At 59.2% G+C, this 20535-nt stretch carries 23 protein-coding genes; 19 read left to right on the top strand and 4 right to left on the bottom strand.

The window, feature by feature from the left end:
* Nucleotides 1-27: 27 nt before the first annotated feature.
* The 19 genes from ACKFRT_RS04335 to ACKFRT_RS04245 all read left to right on the top strand — a co-directional run bounded on the left by ACKFRT_RS04335 (nucleotide 28) and on the right by ACKFRT_RS04245 (nucleotide 18704).
* A complete protein-coding gene (locus ACKFRT_RS04335) occupies nucleotides 28-930 on the top strand; it encodes a P22 phage major capsid protein family protein (protein ID WP_408925874.1) in 903 nt (300 codons plus the stop codon).
* 6 nt (nucleotides 931-936) lie between these two features.
* Nucleotides 937-1146, top strand: coding sequence for a hypothetical protein (locus ACKFRT_RS04330; protein ID WP_408925873.1), 210 nt, complete (start codon nucleotides 937-939; stop codon nucleotides 1144-1146).
* A gap of 24 nt (nucleotides 1147-1170) precedes the next feature.
* A complete protein-coding gene (locus tag ACKFRT_RS04325; protein ID WP_408925872.1) occupies nucleotides 1171-1584 on the top strand; it encodes a hypothetical protein in 414 nt (137 codons plus the stop codon).
* The gene (locus ACKFRT_RS04320; RefSeq protein WP_408925871.1) at nucleotides 1581-1961 is read left to right on the top strand and encodes a hypothetical protein; all 381 of its coding nucleotides are present in this window, start codon (nucleotides 1581-1583) and stop codon (nucleotides 1959-1961) included. The genes ACKFRT_RS04325 and ACKFRT_RS04320 overlap by 4 nt, the downstream gene beginning before the upstream one ends.
* A gap of 5 nt (nucleotides 1962-1966) precedes the next feature.
* Nucleotides 1967-2269 carry a hypothetical protein gene (locus ACKFRT_RS04315; RefSeq protein ID WP_408925870.1) on the top strand — a complete coding sequence of 101 codons (303 nt, stop codon included), beginning with the start codon at nucleotides 1967-1969 and terminating at the stop codon, nucleotides 2267-2269.
* 122 nt (nucleotides 2270-2391) lie between these two features.
* Nucleotides 2392-2721, top strand: coding sequence for a hypothetical protein (locus ACKFRT_RS04310; RefSeq protein ID WP_408925869.1), 330 nt, complete (start codon nucleotides 2392-2394; stop codon nucleotides 2719-2721).
* Between the two features lie 6 nt (nucleotides 2722-2727).
* Entirely contained in the window at nucleotides 2728-3384 is a 657-nt protein-coding gene (locus ACKFRT_RS04305) for a hypothetical protein (RefSeq protein ID WP_408925868.1), read from the top strand.
* Nucleotides 3385-3651: 267 nt separating this feature from the next.
* Nucleotides 3652-4077 (top strand): hypothetical protein, encoded by a 426-nt coding sequence (locus tag ACKFRT_RS04300; protein ID WP_408925867.1) that lies wholly within the window; start codon nucleotides 3652-3654, stop codon nucleotides 4075-4077.
* A gap of 113 nt (nucleotides 4078-4190) precedes the next feature.
* Complete coding sequence (locus ACKFRT_RS04295; protein WP_408925866.1) at nucleotides 4191-4502, top strand: hypothetical protein; 312 nt, start codon at nucleotides 4191-4193, stop codon at nucleotides 4500-4502.
* Between the two features lie 98 nt (nucleotides 4503-4600).
* On the top strand, nucleotides 4601-10666 hold the full coding sequence (locus ACKFRT_RS04290; RefSeq protein WP_408925865.1) for a hypothetical protein: 6066 nt from the start codon (nucleotides 4601-4603) through the stop codon (nucleotides 10664-10666).
* Nucleotides 10667-10768: 102 nt separating this feature from the next.
* A complete protein-coding gene (locus ACKFRT_RS04285; protein ID WP_408925864.1) occupies nucleotides 10769-11818 on the top strand; it encodes a hypothetical protein in 1050 nt (349 codons plus the stop codon).
* A gap of 15 nt (nucleotides 11819-11833) precedes the next feature.
* Entirely contained in the window at nucleotides 11834-13489 is a 1656-nt protein-coding gene (locus ACKFRT_RS04280; RefSeq protein ID WP_408925863.1) for a phage tail protein, read from the top strand.
* The gene (locus ACKFRT_RS04275; RefSeq protein WP_408925862.1) at nucleotides 13489-13845 is read left to right on the top strand and encodes a DUF2744 domain-containing protein; all 357 of its coding nucleotides are present in this window, start codon (nucleotides 13489-13491) and stop codon (nucleotides 13843-13845) included. Before ACKFRT_RS04280 ends, ACKFRT_RS04275 begins: the two co-directional genes overlap by 1 nt.
* A gap of 3 nt (nucleotides 13846-13848) precedes the next feature.
* Nucleotides 13849-14679, top strand: a complete 831-nt coding sequence (locus ACKFRT_RS04270; RefSeq protein WP_408925861.1) for a hypothetical protein — start codon at nucleotides 13849-13851, stop codon at nucleotides 14677-14679.
* 54 nt (nucleotides 14680-14733) lie between these two features.
* On the top strand, nucleotides 14734-16362 hold the full coding sequence (locus tag ACKFRT_RS04265) for a hypothetical protein (RefSeq protein WP_408925860.1): 1629 nt from the start codon (nucleotides 14734-14736) through the stop codon (nucleotides 16360-16362).
* Nucleotides 16363-16799: 437 nt separating this feature from the next.
* Nucleotides 16800-17558: an N-acetylmuramoyl-L-alanine amidase gene (locus ACKFRT_RS04260; RefSeq protein WP_408925859.1), complete on the top strand. Its 759-nt coding sequence runs from the start codon at nucleotides 16800-16802 to the stop codon at nucleotides 17556-17558.
* Nucleotides 17558-17932: a hypothetical protein gene (locus ACKFRT_RS04255; RefSeq protein WP_408925858.1), complete on the top strand. Its 375-nt coding sequence runs from the start codon at nucleotides 17558-17560 to the stop codon at nucleotides 17930-17932. Before ACKFRT_RS04260 ends, ACKFRT_RS04255 begins: the two co-directional genes overlap by 1 nt.
* On the top strand, nucleotides 17929-18336 hold the full coding sequence (locus ACKFRT_RS04250) for a hypothetical protein (protein WP_408925857.1): 408 nt from the start codon (nucleotides 17929-17931) through the stop codon (nucleotides 18334-18336). Before ACKFRT_RS04255 ends, ACKFRT_RS04250 begins: the two co-directional genes overlap by 4 nt.
* A gap of 5 nt (nucleotides 18337-18341) precedes the next feature.
* On the top strand, nucleotides 18342-18704 hold the full coding sequence (locus tag ACKFRT_RS04245) for a hypothetical protein (RefSeq protein ID WP_408925856.1): 363 nt from the start codon (nucleotides 18342-18344) through the stop codon (nucleotides 18702-18704).
* A gap of 309 nt (nucleotides 18705-19013) precedes the next feature.
* Here ACKFRT_RS04245 and ACKFRT_RS04240 read toward each other — a convergent pair whose 3' ends face one another.
* The 4 genes from ACKFRT_RS04240 to ACKFRT_RS04225 form a co-directional block, all read right to left on the bottom strand.
* The gene (locus ACKFRT_RS04240) at nucleotides 19014-19256 is read right to left on the bottom strand and encodes a hypothetical protein (RefSeq protein WP_408925855.1); all 243 of its coding nucleotides are present in this window, start codon (nucleotides 19254-19256) and stop codon (nucleotides 19014-19016) included.
* Between the two features lie 304 nt (nucleotides 19257-19560).
* Nucleotides 19561-19857 carry a hypothetical protein gene (locus ACKFRT_RS04235; RefSeq protein WP_408925854.1) on the bottom strand — a complete coding sequence of 99 codons (297 nt, stop codon included), beginning with the start codon at nucleotides 19855-19857 and terminating at the stop codon, nucleotides 19561-19563.
* A gap of 11 nt (nucleotides 19858-19868) precedes the next feature.
* Complete coding sequence (locus ACKFRT_RS04230; RefSeq protein ID WP_408925853.1) at nucleotides 19869-20270, bottom strand: hypothetical protein; 402 nt, start codon at nucleotides 20268-20270, stop codon at nucleotides 19869-19871.
* Nucleotides 20271-20285: 15 nt separating this feature from the next.
* A complete protein-coding gene (locus ACKFRT_RS04225; RefSeq protein WP_408925852.1) occupies nucleotides 20286-20513 on the bottom strand; it encodes a hypothetical protein in 228 nt (75 codons plus the stop codon).
* Between the last annotated feature and the right edge of the window lie 22 nt (nucleotides 20514-20535).

Raw genomic sequence — 20535 nt, 5'->3', positions numbered from 1 at the left:
AAAACACACAGGTAAGAGGTAAAAACAATGGCGTTTCTCACCGCCGACATTATCGCAAAGCAGGCACTGGCGACACTCCATGAGTCGCTGGTAGTTAAGCCACTCATTCACACCGACCTCACCAAGGAGTTCTCCAAGGCGAAGGTTGGCGACACTATCAACATTCGCAAGCCCGCCGTTTTCGAGTCCAAGAAGTTCAACCGCGCTAAGGGCATCGAGGTTCAGGCCGCTAACGAGGAGTCCATTCCGGTTAAGCTGGATCAGTTCGATGACGTGTCTTTCCAGGTCACGGCGGAGGAGCTGGCGCTGGACATTGAGGATTTCGACGCGCAGCTGCTTACCCCGGCTATGCAGGCTATTTCCGGCGGCATTGACGTAGCGCTGCTGGGTCTTTCCGATAAGGTCACGGCTACCGTGGGCACGGAGGCTGGTTTTGAGCACAACAAGCCGGAGTCCCTTATCCAGGCGGGCGCTATCCTGGACGCTAACAAGGTTCCGCAGGAGGAGCGTTTCGCTCTGGTTGGCCCGGCGACTAAGGCGCACTGGCTGAACACCCCGATTTTGAAGCAGGCGGATCAGTCCGGTTCTACCGAGGCGCTACGCCGCGCGTCTCTGGGTAACAACGTGTTCGGTTTTGACACCTACATGACCAGCAACATTAAGGCACCCGCCGACGCGCAGGCCGGCGACCCGTCCACCGAGGTTGGCCTGGCGTTCCACAAGTCCGCGTTCGCGTTCGCTTCCGCCCCGCTGGAAGTTCCGGCCGGCGCAGCTGGTCACGTGGAAACCTACGATGGCATTTCCGTTCGTGTTGTCATGCAGTACGACATTTCCAAGAAGGCAACCACCGTATCTGTCGATACCCTGTATGGCGTTTCCCTGCTGGACCCGGCACGCGCGGTTCTGATTAAGGGCGCAGACAAGGAGTAAAAGCAGGTGCCGTTCTTTCGTGAAGTGAACACCGGGCAGGTTGTCGAGGTCACCGGCGAGCACCGGACGGCGAAGTTCCGCCGCCTGGCACGCTGGGAGGAGATCGACAACCCACCGGCTAAGGCTAAGGCCGCCCCGGCTAAGCCGAAGGCAACGGAGGCGGCGAAGGACGACGTTAAGCCCGCGCCACGTCGCCGCCGTAGTCCCGCTAAGTAACCAGGCCGTGAAGGGGGTTGTGCCGTGCGAGTGTACGCAACCGTAGAAGAATTGGAGACTTTCGCCGGTAGTGCGCCGGATAACGCTATAGCGCTTATCCGCGAGGCGTCGCTGTTGGTGGAAGAAGCCACCATGCTAGACGTGTACGCAACCGACGCGGACGGCTACCCAACCGACCAGCGGGTTAAACAGGCGTTTATGGAGGCCACATGCGCGCAGGCGACACTGTGGTCTTCCGCTGGTCTTGACCCTACAAAGGGCGCGACGGGGCAAACCCCGGCTATCACGTCACAGTCTGTGCCGGGTGGTTCTGTGTCTTACCAGCAACCGGCGACTATGGCGGAGCTGGGTTCGGCGGCCACAACATTGTGTGACTCCGCGTACCTTATTTTGAGGCAGGCGGGGCTATGCAGGCGGAACGTGGGGTTTTTGCGTTGAGTAATGACCTTAGTTTCCCGGCTGGTTCCATGCTGACTGTTGAACGTGTGGGGGCGGTGGCTTATGACAACATGGGCGACCGTTTGGACACGTCCACGAGTCACACTATCGGCCCGTGTTCGGTTGTCGGATCGAGCGGGCGGGTCGATTGGGAACAGGACGGTTCCGCCCGTTGGGTTGGCACTGTGGACGTGCAGGCACCCCCGGAGGCTGACGTTATGGTGACAGACCGGGTACATCTACCGAACGGGGAATATGGCGTTATCGTCACCCCGCCGCAGCGCCCGCGTAACCCGTTTACGGGCTGGACACCGTTTATCCAGTTCACTATGTCCACCCCTGGTTATACGCCGTTGCATGACGGGGAGGGGGGTTAAACGCCGTGCATGACGTTGTGGTTAATGATTCGTTTGTCCAAGAGTTCGGTTTTTCCGATGAATGTTTGGACGTGTTGGAGCAGGCCGCCGACCGAGTGCATGACCGTTTTAACGCTATCGCCCCACGCCGTACCGGCAATATGGTGGGTTCCACTGGTTCCCACCCGTACCGGGCGAAAAGCTGGCAGGTAGACCTGGTTGTGAATATCTACTACGCGAAGTTCGTAGAGGCAGGCACCCGCTACATGCGCGCGCAGCATAACCTACGCCGCGCTTTGGAGATGGTAGAGGCGGAGGTAGGGCGATGACTAACCCGCGTAGGGTAACTATCCCCGAAGGGGTTAAGCGGTTCCCCGATGTGGAACGCGCCGTAGTTACTATCATTCAGAACTTTTGTAAACAACTAACACCCCCCGCCGCCGTGGGCACAATGCCCCCGGCTAACGCCGACGCGGTTATCGCTTCCGGTGCCCCGGTTGTGGTAGTCACGCGCGCGGGCGGGGCGGCTACCCGCGTTATCGACGAAGCGCGCGTAAGCGTCACGGTAACCACGGGCTATCGTTCCGACTCATGGGAGGTAATGGGGTGGCTACGTAGCCAACTACACGACTTCACGGGGTTTGTGGAAAACCCCGATGGTTCTACCGCAATTGTCGAAACGATTATGGACGCGCAGGGGCCGCAACGTGCCGTTGCGCCGCAAACAGATCACCGTACCGTGAGCGCCATGTTTTCGGTACACACACGCCTAGAGAGGTAAACACTAATGAGTAGCATGGATACTTTCCGCACTATCAAGGACAAGCAGGATTCACTGGTTCTCGCAGCAACCAACCTGGCCGTCATTCTCGCACCGTATGGCACCGATCTGGGGCCGATTGTGGACGACGCCACCGGCGAGCTGAAGGAACTGCCGAAGGGCGCGTTTTCGCTGGGCGAGATTCAGAAGAAGGCCGGCGCCGAACTGTCCCCGGATATGAAGACCGAGGGCATTATGGGTTACGGTTCCCGCGCGCAGCGCCGCGTGTTCGTCACCGAGGAAAACTTCGAGATTGACCTCACCCTCCAAGAGATTCGTGAAGTGGGCTACCGCGCGTGGCTGGGTCTGAACAAGGAAGACGTGACCACCACGGCCACCACTACCCGTATGAAGAAGTCCACGAGTTCCCACGTCCAGTATTGGACTATGGCGCTGATCGGCATTGACCACTACAAGGACAAGGAAATTTTCCCGTTCTGGAAGTTCAACAAGGTAGCTATCACCAAGAAGGGCAAGATGACCCTGGCGGAGGCCGAGGAAATGGGTATGCCGCTTACCATGTCCGTGTTTGAGGACGATGGCGCGATGTTTGAGATTGGCCTGGGTGGTCCGGGCTGGCCGGAGCTGGCGAAGAAGGCTGGTTTTGAGGCGGGGGAACAGTAACCCCACCGGCTGAAAGCCCCGCCGATAGCGGGGCTACTTCCGGTGGGGATACGGCAGGCGCGGAGACCTCCGGCGGGGGTACTTCCACCGTGCGCGCGCGTCGTTCGGGCACTGCCTAACCCGTTTTCTACCGCTGTTGTAGCACTAGACCGCTACCGCGTTGTTCGGTAGCCGTTCACATGGCCCGTGGGAATCTGGCAGGTCGCCCACGGGCCAACCCTAAAGACTTGCCGAAAAACCTTTGTTCGATTGAAAGGACTTGCCACCATGACTACCAAGAAGACAACCACCGCCACGCGGAAGGCGCCCGTAAAGAAGGCCGCCACCAATACGCGGTTCGATAAGTTCCGCCAACGCGCGATTGAGGCGGGCATGGGCGCGGACTCTATTGTCACGAACGACCCGTTTGTTCTGGGTGAGGCGGAGGGCTTTAACCCGCCAATTGAGTTGCAGCGCCCGAGTTTTTCCACCCGCGTTGCTATCCAGGACGCGCTGAGTAAGCAGGACTTTGTGCGCGCGATGGTCCTTATTTTCGGTAACGACGTGAACCGCGTTATCGAGGTTCTGGACGACTACGAGAAGGAAACCGGCGAGTCGTCCATGGTTGTTTTCACTGGCATTGTTATTGCCTACACGGTGCATTTCTTTGGTGAAGGTTCGCAGAACGCAACTTTTCCCGGTGCGTTGGGTTAATTGATCGCTACGGCGAACAGATACGCTATGACTTCCACCACGAACTAGGCATAGACCTAGACGACTTCCTACTAGGCCGGAGGCACTGGGACACTTTCCTAGAATTAGTGAATATGTTGCCGGTGGGTTCCCGCTATGTCGCCGCGCTGTTGGACGACGACGAACTGGCGGCGGCTGATATTGAGGCACGTGGGGCACCCGCGACTGGTTCCCGCCCGGCGCTGGTTGGTTGGACTAACGAGCGTGAAGACCTAACGCAGATTAAGGACTTGCTACAAGCGTTGATTGTCGCTACCCGCCGTGGCGATGAAACGCCTAAACCACTGCCAAGGCCGGAAACTGCCTATGACAGGGCGGAGCGGGCTAATATTCGTTCCGGTTTGTCGGAGATTGAGGCGAAACTGTTTCCCGCCGGTGGGGGTTAGTTTCCCGTTGTTTTGGAGGGGGTGCGCCGGTGGCGGCGTGCCCCCTATTTTTTGTTTCTTTGTCCACACCCGTTTTGCTTTGGAAGGTGTAGCCCGCAATGGCCGATTACCACGCCGGTTCGGCGTCCGTCACTATTCGCCCGGATTTGTCGAAGTTCGCCCGAACCCTACGTTCGGAGTTGGAACGGGTGCGTGTGGACGAAAAGGTGGACGTGTCCCCGGATATGGACACGTTCGCGGAGGAGCTTAAAGCCGGGCTGGCGGCGATTAACGATGATGTGAAGGTGGAAGTGGACGCCGACACTATCGCCGCCGCTACGAAGATTGAAGCGCTGTCCGACACGGAAAACGTGACGGTGAGGGTGGACGCGGACACGGTGGAGGCCGCGGCACGTATCGCGGAGCTATCCGACAACGAGCGGGTAACTATTGACGTAGACGCGGACACTATCGCCGCGGAGGCGCAGATCACAGAGGCCGCGCGGGATCGGGACACCACGATTGAGGCAGACGCGGACACGGCTAACGCGGAGGCGCATATCGAGGCGGCGGCTAGGCGTATCCGTGCGTCACTATCCGAAGCGTTTAACTTTGACGGGACGGAACGCAGGATCGGCGCGGTAACGGGCGCGTTGGGCAGTATGGCGTCCACGGGCGCGCGTATCGGAGGGCTGGTGTTGGCTTTCGGCGCGTTGGGAACGGCTATCGCCGGTGTGGCCGGACCGCTGGGTGCGTTGGCTGTTGGCCTTGCAGCAGCCGGTGGTGTGTTTTTGGCGTTGCCGGGGGTTATCGCGGGCGCGGCGGCCGGTATCGGCACGTTGATTATCGGCTTCCAGGGGCTTACAGACGAGTCCGCGGATTTGGCGGATTCGGCGCGTGAAACGGTTGATGTGGTTAAGTCGTTTAGCGACGAGTGGGGCGATTTACGGAAGTCTGTACAGGGCGCCCTGTTTGAGAACATGGCCGGGTCTTTGCGCGCGCTGGGCGGCCTGTTGCCGGACGTTCAAACCGGGTTTACAGGTATCGCGCGGGCGATTAACGGGGGCGTGCGTGGCGCCATAGCGTCGCTAACTACCGAGGGCGCGAAACTTGACTTTAGGGCGGTGCTGGATAACACCACCCGCGGTTTTCAGAACATGGCGAGCGCGGGCGCCCCGCTGGCGCAGGTGTGGCGAGACTTGCACACGGTAGCAGCGGAGTTTTTCCCCGCGATGGGCACGTCTATCGCTAACGCTTCCACCCGGTTTGCCGAGTTTATCCGCGAGGCGCGGGAAACCGGGCAATTACGCGGGTGGATCGAGGGCGGTATTGAGGCCGCGCGCGGTTTGGGCGATGTGTTCGCGGACACGGGCGTAGTTATCGCTAACGTGTTCCGCGCAGCGACGAACGCGGGCACCCCGTTCCTAGGCTTCATGGGTGAGGCTCTTAACCGTTTACGCGAGTGGACGGGTTCGTTCGAGGGCATGGCGACGATGGAGCGGTTCTTCACGTCCACAACTAACGCGCTAACCGCCCTCTTGCCGGCCGTTGGTGAACTGGGCGGGGCTATCGCAAACGGGTTAGTGCCGTGGGCTGAACGCCTGTTGGTTGCACTGGGGCCGGGGTTGGCGTCCGGCGTGTCGGCGTTGGGCGACGCTTTCGCGGCGCTTACCCCGTCCGCGGAGCCGGTGGGCGCCCTGTTGGGGCAACTAGTGGACGGTTTAGGCCGTTGGGCGGCGGCGTTGGCACCTGTTGTGGACATGATTCTAGGCGGATTAGCCCCGGCGCTGGGTAACGTTATCGACCCGCTGATCCGTATTGGTGAGGCGTTGGCGGGCGCGTCGTTTAGCACGTTCTCCGTGGCGGTGAACCTTGCGGCGAGCGCGTTGGAGGTGCTGGCCGTACCGTTGGAGATGGTAGCGGACTTTATGGAGGCGCAGCCGGGGCTGGTGACCGCGGCGGTTGCGGCGTGGACGGCGTTTAAGGGCATTCCCATGATTATGGGGCGCCTACACACGAGCATGGAGCCTGTTAATAAGCGGCTAGGTGGGCTTACCACCGGGCTAAGGGACGCGCGGGCGAGTGTACGCGCCTACACAGACTTGAACCCCCAGGTATCGCGCATGGGCGCGGCGTGGAAGACGCTAGAGTCCACCGTCCCCGCGGTGGGGCGCATGTCGCAGGCATACCGGACGGGCGCGAGTGCGCTAACCCCGTTCATTACCCGCCATCAGGAGGCGGCGCGGCATGTTCAAATGTTGTCTATTTCCGCGCAAACCACGGGGCGTAACGTTGGCCTATCTATGCTGGGTATGGCACATAACACGGCCGCCGGTATGGGGCGTTTCGCGGGCGCGGTGAATGGTGTAGCGCGTGGCGCTATGAGTGGCCTAAAAACCGCTGTTGGCGGAACTGTTAAGGCTATGGGCGGGTTTGTTAACGCGCTGGGCGGCCCGTGGAACATTGCGATTATGGGCGGCCTCATGGCCGTGAATGACCTTAGAACGGGTATCCAGCAGTGGAACGAGTACCAGGCCGTTAGCCGGGACTTGGCTAACACGTCCGCCACCGCATACAAAAACATGTTCCAGGCCATCGCCGAAGGGTCTTCGCAGGTGGACGCCATGTCGGGGCAGTTATCCGAGTTGGAAAACAACCTTACCCGCATGGTTGAGAACAGCCCGAACTGGACTCAAACCATGTTCCGCGGCATGGACGCCGACGTTGCAAAGAAGTTCGCGGATATGGCGAAGTCCGGCCTTGACGAGTTGGGCATGTCTCACGAGGAGCTTTCGCAAAAGGTGATGGGTTCCGAGGCGTCATGGAATGCGTTTAAGAACCAGCTAATTAATTCCGGCCAGAACCAGGCTTTCGCGGCGCGCGAGTTGCAGAAGCTACGCGATGGTTATGTTCAGGCGTCCGAGTCCGCCTCAAAGCTAAGCCCGGCGGCTATGCACGCGGCAGACGCTATTAGCAAACTGTCGAATAGTTCCGACGACGCGGCGACGAAAACCGAGCGGTTGAATATTGCGTTTATGGAGTTGCGCGGTATCAACGTTTCCGCAGACGAGGCCGCGGCGAACCTAACTAGAACGCTAGATAGTGTTTCGTCGTCTATGGAGAGCGTCCACGGTGTGACGCTGAAAACGAACGGCACTATCAACACCACAACCACGGCGGGCGCGGCGCTATATGACGCGCTTAACCAGATCGGCACGGGTATGCGAAGCTCCGTGTCCGCTGGTAACGACGCTAACGCCGTGTTTGAGCAGTCCGCGGGCAAGTTGGAGCAGCTACGGCAGGCCGCTGGTTTAGGTAAAGACGAGTGGGACGCCCTGTTGCAGAAGATGGGCATGACGCCTAAAGAGATGGAGGTTTTGGCGAAAGTTAACGCCGAACCGGCGAAGGCTGAAGTAGCGCAGCTACAGGCCGCGCTAGCCGATTGGGACGGCAAACCCACGACTAAAACGCTGACCATTAGGGACGAAGAAGCCAAGCAGCGTATCGAGTCGATGGGGTTCAAGATTAGCGAGTACGACAAGAAAACCGGACTTGCGAAGATTGACATTAACGACCGGGCATCTGTCGATAAGCTGAATTGGTGGGTAACAAACGGGTTCCCGCAAATTGATATGGCCAACCCCACGGCAAAGGTGAACCTGGACGCCTCCGGCCTGTTTTTCACAAGCGAGTACGCAAAATTCCAGCTGTCGCAGTTGGATAAGAGCCGCCCCAACCCACTGTTGAACATGGACGTTAGCCAGTTCAATAGTAAGCAGATTAAGGCGCTGCAAGACGTCGGCCTGTTGCACGGTCAACGCCCCAACCCGAAGGCCGGCATGACCATTCGGGACTTGACCAAGGAACAGCAGATCGCGCTGGCTAAGGTGCTGGAACTTGGAGGTAAGAAGCCTAAGCCCGTCGCCTATCTGAACAAAGAACCACTTAGCCAGGGAGTCGATACCGCTAAGAATAAGATGGGGCAGCTTCAGGATAAGACCGTTACGGTTCGTTTCCAGGCTATCTATTCCGGGTTCAAGGATAGTGTCGGCACCGTTAGTAGATTCATGGGAATGGGCAATTTCGCCGGTGGCGCGTGGACGGGCGAGCGCGCGCTACCGAAGTTCGCACACGGTGGCTATCGTCTCCCCACGTTCGGGCCGGGTACGGAACGCCGTGATGGGTTCCTAGCGTTCGATTCGGCGGGCGTGCCGTCTGCCATGTTGGACGCGGGCGAGTGGATCATTAACAGCCGTAGCTCCGCGAAGTACAACAAGGAACTAGCGGCGATTAACGCGGGCACGTTCCCGAAGCTACCCGGCTACGCTAAGGGCGGCCGCCACGCGGTGAAGCACGCGGACGAGATTGATAAGTTCGCCCGCGGGTTGCAGGGGCAAAAATACGTTTTCGGCGGCATACATTGGGGCGACTGTTCCGCGGCGATGTCCGCTATCGCGCGTTTCGCTGTTGGGCTGGCGCCGTTCGCAGCGCGTTTCACCACGGCGAGCGAGCGGGGAGCATTGGCGGCGCTAGGGTTCAAGAATGGCCGCGGTGGCCCCGGTGATTTGCGTATGGGCTGGAAGAACGGCGGCCCGGGCGGTGGACATACCGCCGGAACGTTGCCTAATGGTGTGAACGTAGAGATGGGCGGTGCCAACCCGTCGATGGGTAAGTATGGGGGTAAAGCAGCGGGGTCTAACGACCCGTCGTTTAACGAACATGCCTACCTACCCGTTCCGACGGCCTACAGGGTGAGCAGTATTGAGGGGTGGAACCCGGCCGATTTTGAGAACGACATGAACGCGGCGCTGGCGAAAAACGGCACGCAGTTCACGGCGGGGGGTACAACTATTACGCAGACGTCCGGCCCGTCCGGTACGCAGGAGCAGTTGCCGACAACTATTTCCGGTTGGGCGGCGAAGCTGGCCGCCCCGTTTATCCAGGGGCAGGTTGCCGACGTGTTGAAGGTTCTGGGGGTGTCGGATAACCCGCCTATTTTGCAGGCATACCAGCAGTACATGCAGTTGCAGCAGGGGCAGAACGCGGACGGCACGCGGACTATTACGCACGTCGATAAGGAAAAGGTAGCGAAGCTAGAGAAGCAGATTCGTGAAGCCAAGGAAGATTTGGCGCTAAAGGAGGCGCGCCAGAAGGAGCAGCGCGGCAAGGTTGGCACTAATAAGAAGGGTAAGCGCACCGGCCCTAGCCCAACGACGTTGGCCGCCGGGGACCTGGATATTCGCCGGAAAAAGGAGCGCATTAGGGAACTAGAAAAGCAGCTTGCGGAGGAAAAGCGTGGCTATGTGTACAACGTGAAGAAGGACGGCACGCTGGGCGGCAAGGTGAAGGAAAAGGTTATGCCGGCCGTGGGCGCCGGTCAGACTAGGGCGGGTAAAACCCCGGGCGTTTTGGATTGGCCTACCGCTAACGGTGCTGTTGATGTGAAGTACAACCCGAAGTTGGGGGCGGAACAATGGCGCCCGGTTGTGCGTGTGGCGTTGCAGCGCCACGGTTTGCCGGTCGCGGCGAACGAGGATAGGACGGTGCAGCAGATTCGCATTGAGTCGAACGGTAACCCGCGGATCGTGAACAGGTGGGATTCTAACGCCAAGAGGGGCACCCCGTCCGGTGGCCTGTTGCAGGTAATTAAGCCAACTTTCGACGCGATGAAGAAGAAGTACGCCACGGCGTTCCGCGGCGTGAAGGGCGATCACCTTACCCCGTTGCCTAACCTTTTGGCCGGTATCGGCTGGGCTAGGCACAAGTACGGCGGCCCGTCGAAGATTTGGCCAACCCGCGCGGGCTACCGCGACGGCGGTTTTGTCCGCGGCCCGGGGGGTAAGCGTGACGACCTGATCCCGGCGTGGTTGTCGGATATGGAATTTGTTGTGAACGCGGCGGCGACGGCGGAGAACCGGGGGCTGTTGGAGGCCGTGAACGCGGGTGTTCCCGTATCCGAGATGGTGGGCACCGCGTTGGGCGCGGCGCGCGGCGTGATGGAGGGCGCGGGCGCTACCGATCGGTTGGTTACGGCACATGCCCCCGTACCCGTTCCGCCGGCGGCGCCGGTTGCCGGGCGTGGTGAAGTGCATAATCACTTTATGGCGGCAAACCCGGAGGAGATGTACCGCATGTATAGGCGCGAGGCGTCGCGGGCGTCTCACGGAATGATGGGAGCAAGGTAGGCAGATATGGCTGTTCGGGATAGCGGTAACGCTAGTTTCACGATTGAGGGTGTGGACGGTTCACACTGGTTTATCCACGGGCCGGGTTCCGATAAGGAACCAGTGTTTTTGGAGAAGTCAAGTGTGGGTGAATTGTATGATGCCCCGGTGGCTACGCACTATAAGGCGCGTGTAGGGCAACCCGGTTCGATGTACCAGGGGCACCGCTACCTAGAGCGGCACATTACGCTAACGCTGGCGACATGTGGGGATACACCGCTGGATTGGGCGCAGGTCGATTCGAGTTTACGGCGGGCGTTTTCCTATGAAGATTACGCGGTTATTCGTTGCACCACCGAACTGTCTGGTTCGCGGACGTTGAAAGTTCGTTTAGAGTCTGAACCGGAGTATAAGGAAGAACAAGACCCACATTTCCTTATGACAGGCCGGTGGGTGTTTAAGCTAATCGCCGACGACCCGTTCTGGTTGGGCGAAGAATACCGCGACACGTTCGAGTTCGACGGCACGAACTGGGCCGGCGGGGGCGTGATGGTGCACAACCCGGGCGATGTGTATGTGTGGCCGAAGTGGGTGTTAACGTCCCCGGCTAAGTTCGTTCTGCCTGATTCGTCGTATAGGGACGACGCGGATAAAGACCGGCTAATTTTGCTGCCTACGCAGAACGTGGGAACGGATTTGTTGGTGGATACAGACCCGGTGGAAGAAATGGTTACGGCGGTGGACGGTAGGGGCGGTTCGCCGTTGGTGTGGGCGCAGATGAACGGACAGTTTTTTATGAACCCTATCCCGCCGCATACGTCGATGACGTTAGCGCCGGTGCAGATTGACCCGTTGCCGACATTGAACCTGATTTTGCCGGATACATGGCGGTTGTGGATTATTCAGGAAATTGGCCGGTGGGCGCGGTCGTTGGGTAAAACGGCGGTGGCGCGTAAAACGGCTGACGATGTGGCGAAGGAGGTTCGCCGGATTGTGACTAGCAGCGCCCCGGCGTGGGTTGGCGATAAGCCGGGTTGGATTTTCAACAAGCTAACGGCGTTGATTATCGCTAGTGAGATTCGTAAAAACTGGTCTAAAGTATCTGGTTTGGTGGGGGCGACGGCGCAGGTTCGTTTACAGTTCCGCTGGTCGCGCCCGTGGGGCATGGAATAGGAAAGGGTAGCGGTTATGGCTGTTGATTACGACCGTCTGGATTCCATTTTTAACGCCACAATGAATCGGCGTAAAGATAGGGAGCGGAAGCGTTTAACCCCGCCGTTGGTGCGACTGTGGGACGGTAATTGGGAGCTACGCGGGCGCGTGGCGGGCGAGTTTTCGGCAAGTTTCGAGTGGGTGCTGAACGATACGGGCGCCGGTGAGATCGTTTTGCCCTACAACCACCATTTGGCGATGTGGGCGGCGCATTATTGGGAGCGTGGAACACAGAATATCCACGTGACGGTGGATAAAGATGGGGCGCGCTGGTCGGGGCGTGTTTCCGAGGTGACGACGGCGCAGAACTCCGAGGGGTTGCGCACGGTCACGATTAAGGCGCTACATGACTACGAGGAATTGAAGCATATCCAGGTGTGGCCTAACCCGTTTCTGCCGGCCGCGGTGCAGTTTCCGAAGGCCGCGCTGTTGGCCGGGCCGAGTGTGTATGTGTTGAAGCTGGCGTTGTTTATGAACCTGTTTCGTTTGCAGGGCAACCTGTGGCGGTTGCCGGATAACCCTTTGACGTTCGAGGGGTGGACGCAGGGGTTGAACTATAAGCAGTGGCCTATTTTGGTTAAGCCGTCCCTGTTGACGTTGGACGATTCGCAGTGGACGGTTGTGTCTAGCCGGTTTAAAGATTTTCACGAGATGGCGAAAGACACGCTGGCTGATGGTCAATTGATGGTTGTGTGCCGCCGGTGGCTGATTGGTGACCCGCAGCCGTGGAAGGGCGCTAATTTGGAGCGCAATGGTCAATTGATTATCGACATTGTGGACAAGTCCGGGTGGTATTCACAAACGGCGGTAGGTGGTACTATCGCGGGTGGGCTAGTACGCTCTTTGCACGCCGTGGGCGAGGATTTGGTGAACGAGTGGCGTGTTGCCACTAACGAGGTTGCCGACACACCGGAGTACGGTTTCGGCGATTGGTTGGGTTCCGCCCCGCAGTCCCCGTGGGTTGTGTACCGGACGGACGGGAAAGTCAACACCGCGGAGACAACGAGCTTCACTTACCAACCGGCGACGGTGGGGCAGGTGACCGTGGGCGGGCATTCCATGCCGGGTGTGAATGAGGGCATTAGCGCGCTAGTCCAGTTGGCGGGTAATTTGGCTACCGCGTTTTGGGGGTTCGCCCCGCAGATGGGCGGCATTGCCGATACCATGCTTAAACCACTGTATGAGGACGTTTTTTTAGCTTTCATGTCGCTAAAAAACACCGCCCGCACTGTAACGCTTGGTTGGTCTCATTACTACGAGAATTTCGAGGACGGGGCGGATAAGGCTTATACGCTGTCTAGCATTCTTGCTTTGCGCGCGGGTTTCTGGAAAACACGTTCGCGTACTTTCCACAAACTTTCGGTGGGCAATGGTGCCCCGTATTTGGTGGGGGACAACGGCGAGGGGCATTTCTTTCTAGGTGATCGTGTGGGCGCGCAGATTCCCGGCGCCCCCGATGGCCGTGTGGTTGTGGAGCAGGTCTCAAAACTCACGCTGGAATGGGCGGCGGATAAACCGCATGAGTGGGAGATCACCGTAGGCGATATGGACGGCGCCCGTGATGGTGTGGAACACGCGCTAAACAAAATTAGAACCCTTACCGGGGCTATCCATGATTTAGGAGTTATGTAATGAGTATCCCGATACAGGACAACCTTAACCCCGCTGACCCGGAGGAGCATGTGCTGTGGGCGTTGGTGAACATTAACGAGGATTTGGGCGCGCCACTGTTGCTTCCTATTGAGAATATGCGTGCGTGGTCTAAGCACCTTTTCGACTGTGGTTTCCGGCACCATGAGGATTTGCAGGAAAAATGGTATGTGCCCCCGGCGGAGGATACGCCGCTGTATGGGGCGGTGGGGGGTAAGTGGTCGGACACCCCACCGGAGAAGCGCGACGAGGCGGCGGAGATTCTAGCGAACTTACCCACGGGCGTTAAGGCGGATTTGAAGGCGCGCCTGTTGGCGGAAGATTCCGGGGAGGTGTAGGCCGTGGCTGTTTACCCGGATAAGTCTAAACCAACACCGGAGGGCGCGTATACGGCCGGCACTGTACCGGGGTTGCAGGACGTCACGGAGGCGTCTATTAGGGCGCAGATTCGTGGCCGTAATTTGTCCCCGTGGGAGCGACTGAATGCCCGTGTTGCCGGAGTTTTTAGGGTGTTCGCGGCGGGGTTGGTTAATCTTTTCGGCGGTGCGCTGTTGGGCACGTGGGACCATATACGCCCGGAGGATATTTCTATCGAAGATGGGCAGGTGAAGCTAAACGGGCGTACCGATCTTTTGGACGGTGTGCGTGGTTACGCTTCGGCCTACCAGACCCTTAATGTGCGCACGGAAAAGGGTTATGTTTTTTCGGGCGGCCAGAAGTGGCGTTTTTTGCCGTTTAATGGGCAATTGGGGCCGGTGAAGGGTGCGACGGTAGACCCCGCCGGGGGCATCGTTTTACAGGAAACAGGTTTGTGGACTGTGTATGCGACGGTAACGAAAAAGGAGATGGGCGGCATTGGCGCGCTGTCTATTGACCAGTTGGACATGCACCTGTTTGTGTCCGAGGACAAGTGGACTAGCAACGAGCCGCCGCCGTCTGCGAAGTTGTTGCGGTCTATGAGGTCTACGGACATGACAATTATTGGTGGTAACCAGACCGCTACAGTTGTGTTTTCTGTTGTTGTGGATAGGCCGGGGGTTTTTGTTGGGGTTCGTGCTGCGGCCACTAGTGATACGTGGTTTTTGGGTGGCACGTTGTACTCGAATTTGTTTGTTGTGAAGCATGATAACCGGGCGATTGAGCCGGGTGAGCAGACCGTACCGAATGAGTAGGGGATAGGGGTTTTTGTGACCACTGTTAATGGTGATTTGGTTAATGTTTTAGGCGTGAAACAGGGTGGCGTTGTTCGTGTAGCGTCGTCCCTCACCCGCCCCGATGGTTCGCAGGTCATTGTGGACGATTGGGACGAAGTTTACGTTAAGGCGGGCAAATTCACCGCCAACGTTGCCGGTGGCCCGGCAAGGTTCCACGTGATCGCGGGTTCCACGTCGAAAGTTTTTAATGTTGTGGTGCCGAAAACCGGCACGGTGTCGTTCGCCTCACTGTTGGAAGATGTTGTCGAATGGTACCCCGAGGTTGTGTCGCGTGCGGCTATGGAGGCGCGGGCGGCGGCGAAGTCCGCTAAAGAGGCGGCGAAGTCCGCTAGTGACGCTAAAGCGGGCGCGGATCGCGTGGGCACGGCTGAACAGGTAGGTAAGTGGGCTAGTTCCGCGGGGGCTAGCGCTGACGCGGCTAGTAAGTCGGCTACGGCGGCTGATAGGTCGGCTAAGGCTGCTAAGGCCGACGCGGGTAGGGCTGCCACGTCCGCGACGAATGCCGATAAGTCGGCTGCGGCGGCTGCTGGTAGCGAGAAGGCCGCGGGTAAGTCCGCAACCGCGGCGGCGTCTAGCGCGAGTGACGCTAAAACCGACGCGGGTAAAGCTGCGACTAGCGCGACGAACGCGGGCAAGTCCGCGAGCGCAGCTAAAGCCGATGCTGACCGGGCGGCGAACGTCGCTAGTTCTACGTCGTGGGACGGCGACAAGCTGACCGTCAACGGGAAAACTAGTCCGTCGCTGACTGGTCCGCGTGGCGAGAAGGGTGCCACTGGTAGCCGTGGCCCACGCGGGTATAAGGGCGATAAGGGCGATCCTGGTCCACAGGGAAAGCCGGGCGAGAAGGGTGATCCTGGGGGTGTGCGTGGTGTTGCCATTGAGGGTGCAGGTACAGACCCGCAGGCCACGGGTACGGTTTCTCTGGCACTGGGGTGGGGAGCAGTAGGAAAGAATCCCGGCTCCGCTGCGGTCGGCTCCAGCTCGCGGGCGGGGGGTGAATACTCCGCTGCTTTAGGCTACAACTCGCAGGCGGAGGGTTCCGGCTCCGCTGCGGTCGGCTCCAGCTCGCGGGCGGGGGGTGACTACTCCGCTGCTTTAGGCTACAACTCGCAGGCGGGGGGTGACTACTCCGCTGCTTTAGGCTCCGCCTCGCAGGCGGAGGGTTCCGGCTCCGCTGCGGTCGGCTCCAGCTCGCGGGCGGGGGGTGACTACTCCGCTGCTTTAGGCTACAACTCGCAGGCGGGGGGTGACTACTCCGCTGCTTTAGGCTCCGCCTCGCAGGCGGCCGCTAACGGCACTCTCGCCATCGGCGCTGTCCATGAGGTCACTACCCCCGGAGAGGCGCATTTCGGCATACACAAGGACGTGGCGGATTTTGTTGGAGCCAAGTCCACGCGGGTGGTGCTGCACGGCACGGCAGAGGCTACCGAACCGGCGTCAAAGCCGGAGCACCTGGCGAACCGGGGGTATGTGGACGATCGGGACAAGTCGACTTTAGCGGAGGTTAAGGCGCTGGTGCAGTCTCGCCCAGCGTTCTTTTCTGGCGCGGGTAGTCCCCCGTCAACCATTCCCGGCGCTGTCGTTGGGGATTACTACCTCGATGAAACGACGATGGAACTTCACAAGATCACGGGGGTGTAAGCGATGGCGATTAAGACTGTTTCCCTTGGGAAGATGAGGGGAGAGGGGTGGGTCTTTCAACCCCAAAAAGACACGAGATACTACCTGCCAAAGGGGGATTACACGTTCTTGGTAGCGGGTGAACCTTATGGTTCCAGTTATCTAGGCATTATCCCTAGCGCGGGGCGCTTCTACTCGAAAAAGGATAGAGTCTATTCAGCCGAAATACGGGGGGTTGAGTGGTTTGAGTTTCGTGGCGACGTTTTGCAGGTGGCGATTATCCCCGGGGCGGTAATGAATAAGACACCGCGGGCAACACCCGCACCAGGCGCGGCGACGCCCCCGTCTGGCAACCCCGTCTAGACCCGCGCGCTGTTCGAGAAAATCTAACAACATCTAACAACCCCCGCCGAAAGGTGGGGGTTTACTCATGCCCAAAACAAGGAGGAGGGGCAAGCATGGACTGGGAAAACCTCGAACCAGACAAATACAACCTAACGAAAAAGCACTACACACCAGGCAGAGGCGGGGCAAAAATTGAATTCGTCACCCTGCACCACATGGCAATGATTGGCGACGTGGACAAATGCGTCGCCGTATGGCGAGATCGCCCCGCCAGCGCGCACTACTGCATCGACCAGTACGGCAAGATCGGCCAGGCGGTTAATGATTGGGATACGGCTTGGAGTAACGCGAATCTGTACTCAAATCAGCGCTCTATCAGTATTGAGCACTCTAACAGTGGCTACGCGAATCAGGATTGGCCGATCAGTGAGGCTACCCGCGAAGCGGGCGCGCACCTCGTGGCTGCGATCTGCCGATACTACAAGTTGGGCAGGCCGGTATCCGGTAAGAATGTCCGTTTCCACTCTATTGAGTCCGGTGGGTCTACGGGGTGCCCGTGGCACCTGCGACCAGGACACAAGTACCACGACTCGTATATCGCGCGGGCGCAGTGGTGGTACGACCAGATGGGGAAAAAGGCTGCGCCTAAACCGGCTCCGAAGCCTGCGCCGAAACCACAACCCAAGGGGGACACAACCATGACAGATTTCGACCAAATCAACCGACGCTACAAGTCGCGCGTGCCGGGATCGCGCGTGACTATGACCCCGCGTGATGCGCTATACAACACCGACGCTCACGCTTACCTAATCCTGCAGAAGCTCGAAAAGATGCAGGCGCAGCTAGACCGACTCACGGAAGGAAAACAGTAATGCAGCAGCAGAAACTAACCCCTATGGCGTGGGTACGACTCGTCATCTACGTCATCTCCGCACTAGTAGGCCTCGCAGCGGTCGTGGCAACGACACTGGGCTACACGGATATTGCAGCACTACTGGGCACCCTGGCAGGCGCGGGTGCAGCCATCACAGGCGGCACGGCAGCAGCCAACCTACCCAAAGCCCCCGACCAGGCACCCTTGGCGGGCATTGACCTTGCAGCAGTACTCCAAGTCCTGCCTACTATCGCAGCGGCAGCGCAGACCTACCAGCAGCAGGTGGAATATCAGCCACGCCACGCCATGTACGAGCCAGAGCCGGAGCCGGAGCCGGAGGTTGAGGGCGCATACCCAGGGCTAGACTCATGAGCCGCACCTGGTGGGCAACAGACGCAGCTGGCCTACTCATCTGTGGTGTAGCCACCATCGCCCGTGGCGTTTCCTACATGTCGGGCGTTGTAGACCAGGATCGACGTGCAGCACACTACCTAGAGGGCGTTTTCCAGCCGTCCGTGTGGGGCGTCGTATGGATCGGCATTGGGCTGATCTGCCTTATCGCGACGCTGTCCCCTAAGCTCACGCCAACATGCGTGGGGCTGGTGGTCGGCATTCACGCAGCGTGGGGCACGAGCTTCATGGCTGGGCAGTTTTTCGACGATCACCTACCTAGAGCCTGGGTGAGCGCGTTGTCCTACTACCTCATCTGCGCCCTAATCCTATGGGCATTCGGCCGAGGGAGAGCTACAGAGGTACGCATCGCAGAGGAGGGGTGATGGATGTGAGCGCGATTCTCACAGTCGCGGGGACAGTCGCCGTTGCGCTAGTCGGCGGTCTATCCACCCTCATCGGGCAGCGCATTTCAGCACGCTCCCAGGAGAAAGCGGCGGAGGTGACTACCCGCGCGGAGGAGTGGTCGAAACTGCTGGCGGAGACGAAAGCGTATGCGGACGAGCGGTTGGAGGGGCAGCAGCAGCAGATTGAGGAGTTGCAGGCGGATATGCGCACGGTCAAGCAGCAGCTGGCTGATCTGAAAGCGCGGTATCGGGCGGCGTTGGAGACGATTCGCCGGTGGCTGCGCGACCACCCGAACCACCGTTTGGATATTCCCGAGGAGATTCGGGACGATCTGAAAAACCTTTGATACACTAACCGTGCTGCACTGGGGGAGGGTGCAGCCCCGCATTCCCTATGATCCCCTGCAGCGATCCCCCATAGACCCCCACCATTGGTCGAGCTTTGGCTCCCGTGGTGGGGGTCTTTTTTGCGTTTCTAGGCCGGCCGGGCTGACTGCTTTTTGACTACATTTTGACGACACAAGCCCCACAAAACGCCCACAATCGCCCCTAATCCACCCCCGCCGCTTACGCCGTTGATGAGTTCCGACGATTGGCGGGCGGCCAACCGTAAGAGGGAAGACGGTTAGCCCGTTTTGTGGCGCTTTTCGTCGTTTCTAGGGGAAGCGGAGCGTGATTTTAGCCCCGTAGCACGCTATCGCGGCGGCGGCTATGTATGCCGTTTTCTCGTTGTCCGTGAGGTCACGTAGCGAGGGGTCGTCTAGTGTGGTTTCCCCGCCGTTAGCGGTCACGTGGTCGATGTAGTCCAGCATGTCGTTATATTTGTTGGTGATCCAGGCAACCGCGGCGGTGGATGGGGTTCCGTCGGTTTCCCATCGTGTGATGGTGCGCCGGTTCACCCCTAATTGTTTCGCGGCTTCGCCCTGCCCTATTCCTAGTGCGTGTCGTTTGGCGGCGAACTCTAGGGGTATCATTCTCCCCCCCGTGTGATTTTCTTAATAGTGCTTTGCGTCCTTCCAGTGAGTTTCGCTAGGCGGTATTGTGTTGTCCCGTCGTTTAGGGCGCGCGTGAGGGCGTCGCGGAAGATGCGTCGGTCTTTGTCTAGGCGTGTTTCGCTTTGCCTGACGCGCCTGTTTGCGTTAATGCATTCTTTCTCCGCCGGGGTGTAATTGTCGGGCATAGAACCATACTACACCCCGCGAACTATTCCCTGGATAGCCAGGATTCCCCGATAGTGTCCGGCGCGTTGTAGCAGCGCGCGCGGTAGCCTAGCGGGCCGCCGTATTCGTGGTGGTTGATCGCTTGATCCATTTTCCACCCCATATCGGGGTCAAAGTTGGATAGTTCCCGCCGCGCGTCGAGTAGTGCCTTCCAGGTTTCGCCCATGCGGTGTGGGGGTGCCGACTCATGCCTAAGCCAGGCGATACACACGTTATCCACGGCGGCTAGTGCTTTGAGGCGTAGGGTTTCTAGTTCCCATTTACGGGTTGCGGTGGTCATTGTGGGGGTTCCTATTGGTCGTTGTCGGTGGGGAATGCGGAGGCGGCGGTGGTTACTAGGTCAAACAGTCCGGCCAGTAGGTCGCGGGTCACGCCGGCCTGGGCGGTGGTGGGAATGGTTGCGGAGGCGGCGTATTCCCGTAGGTTTAGGGGGCTGACCTGTACGGTGTGGAATTGTGGTGCAGTTGTGCCTTGTCGGGTGAAGCTGTGTACTTCTACCCTGTAGTTCTGCCGCGCGGCTACGTCGTCGTTGGTGTACAGCCATTCGGAGGTTGTGCGGTAGGTGTTTAGGTCGTTAGTGTCGCTGGTTGCGAGAACGTGCGGCGTGTGGTCTGGCAATAGGGCGTTGATGTGTCGGATTACGTCGCCGTTAGCTTTGAATGCGGTTTCGCGTAGTTCGTTGCTGGTTGGCATGGCGTTCTCTGTTCTCTAGTTGGCGGTTTCGTGGCGCTCGGCTACGTCCCAAAAGTCCACGTCTTCGCGGACAACCAGGCCGAACGTGTCACCGTTGATCCCCCCTAGCGGGTGCGGCTCCGAGTGCCATTCGAGCATGTCCTGGGCGATTGCTTCCATGTCGTAGTCGTCTTTCCATTCGCCTAGCGCGGGGGCTACTTCTTGGTCGATGTAGTCGCTAATGGTGGTGTAGATGGTAGACACTTCGGGGTTCCTTTCGGGGTTG

It is taken from the genome of Corynebacterium jamesii (assembly GCF_046097395.1).
GTDB lineage: Bacteria > Actinomycetota > Actinomycetes > Mycobacteriales > Mycobacteriaceae > Corynebacterium.
Note: the sequence above shows the minus strand (reverse complement) of the source record. Positions and strands in the feature narration are given on the sequence as shown.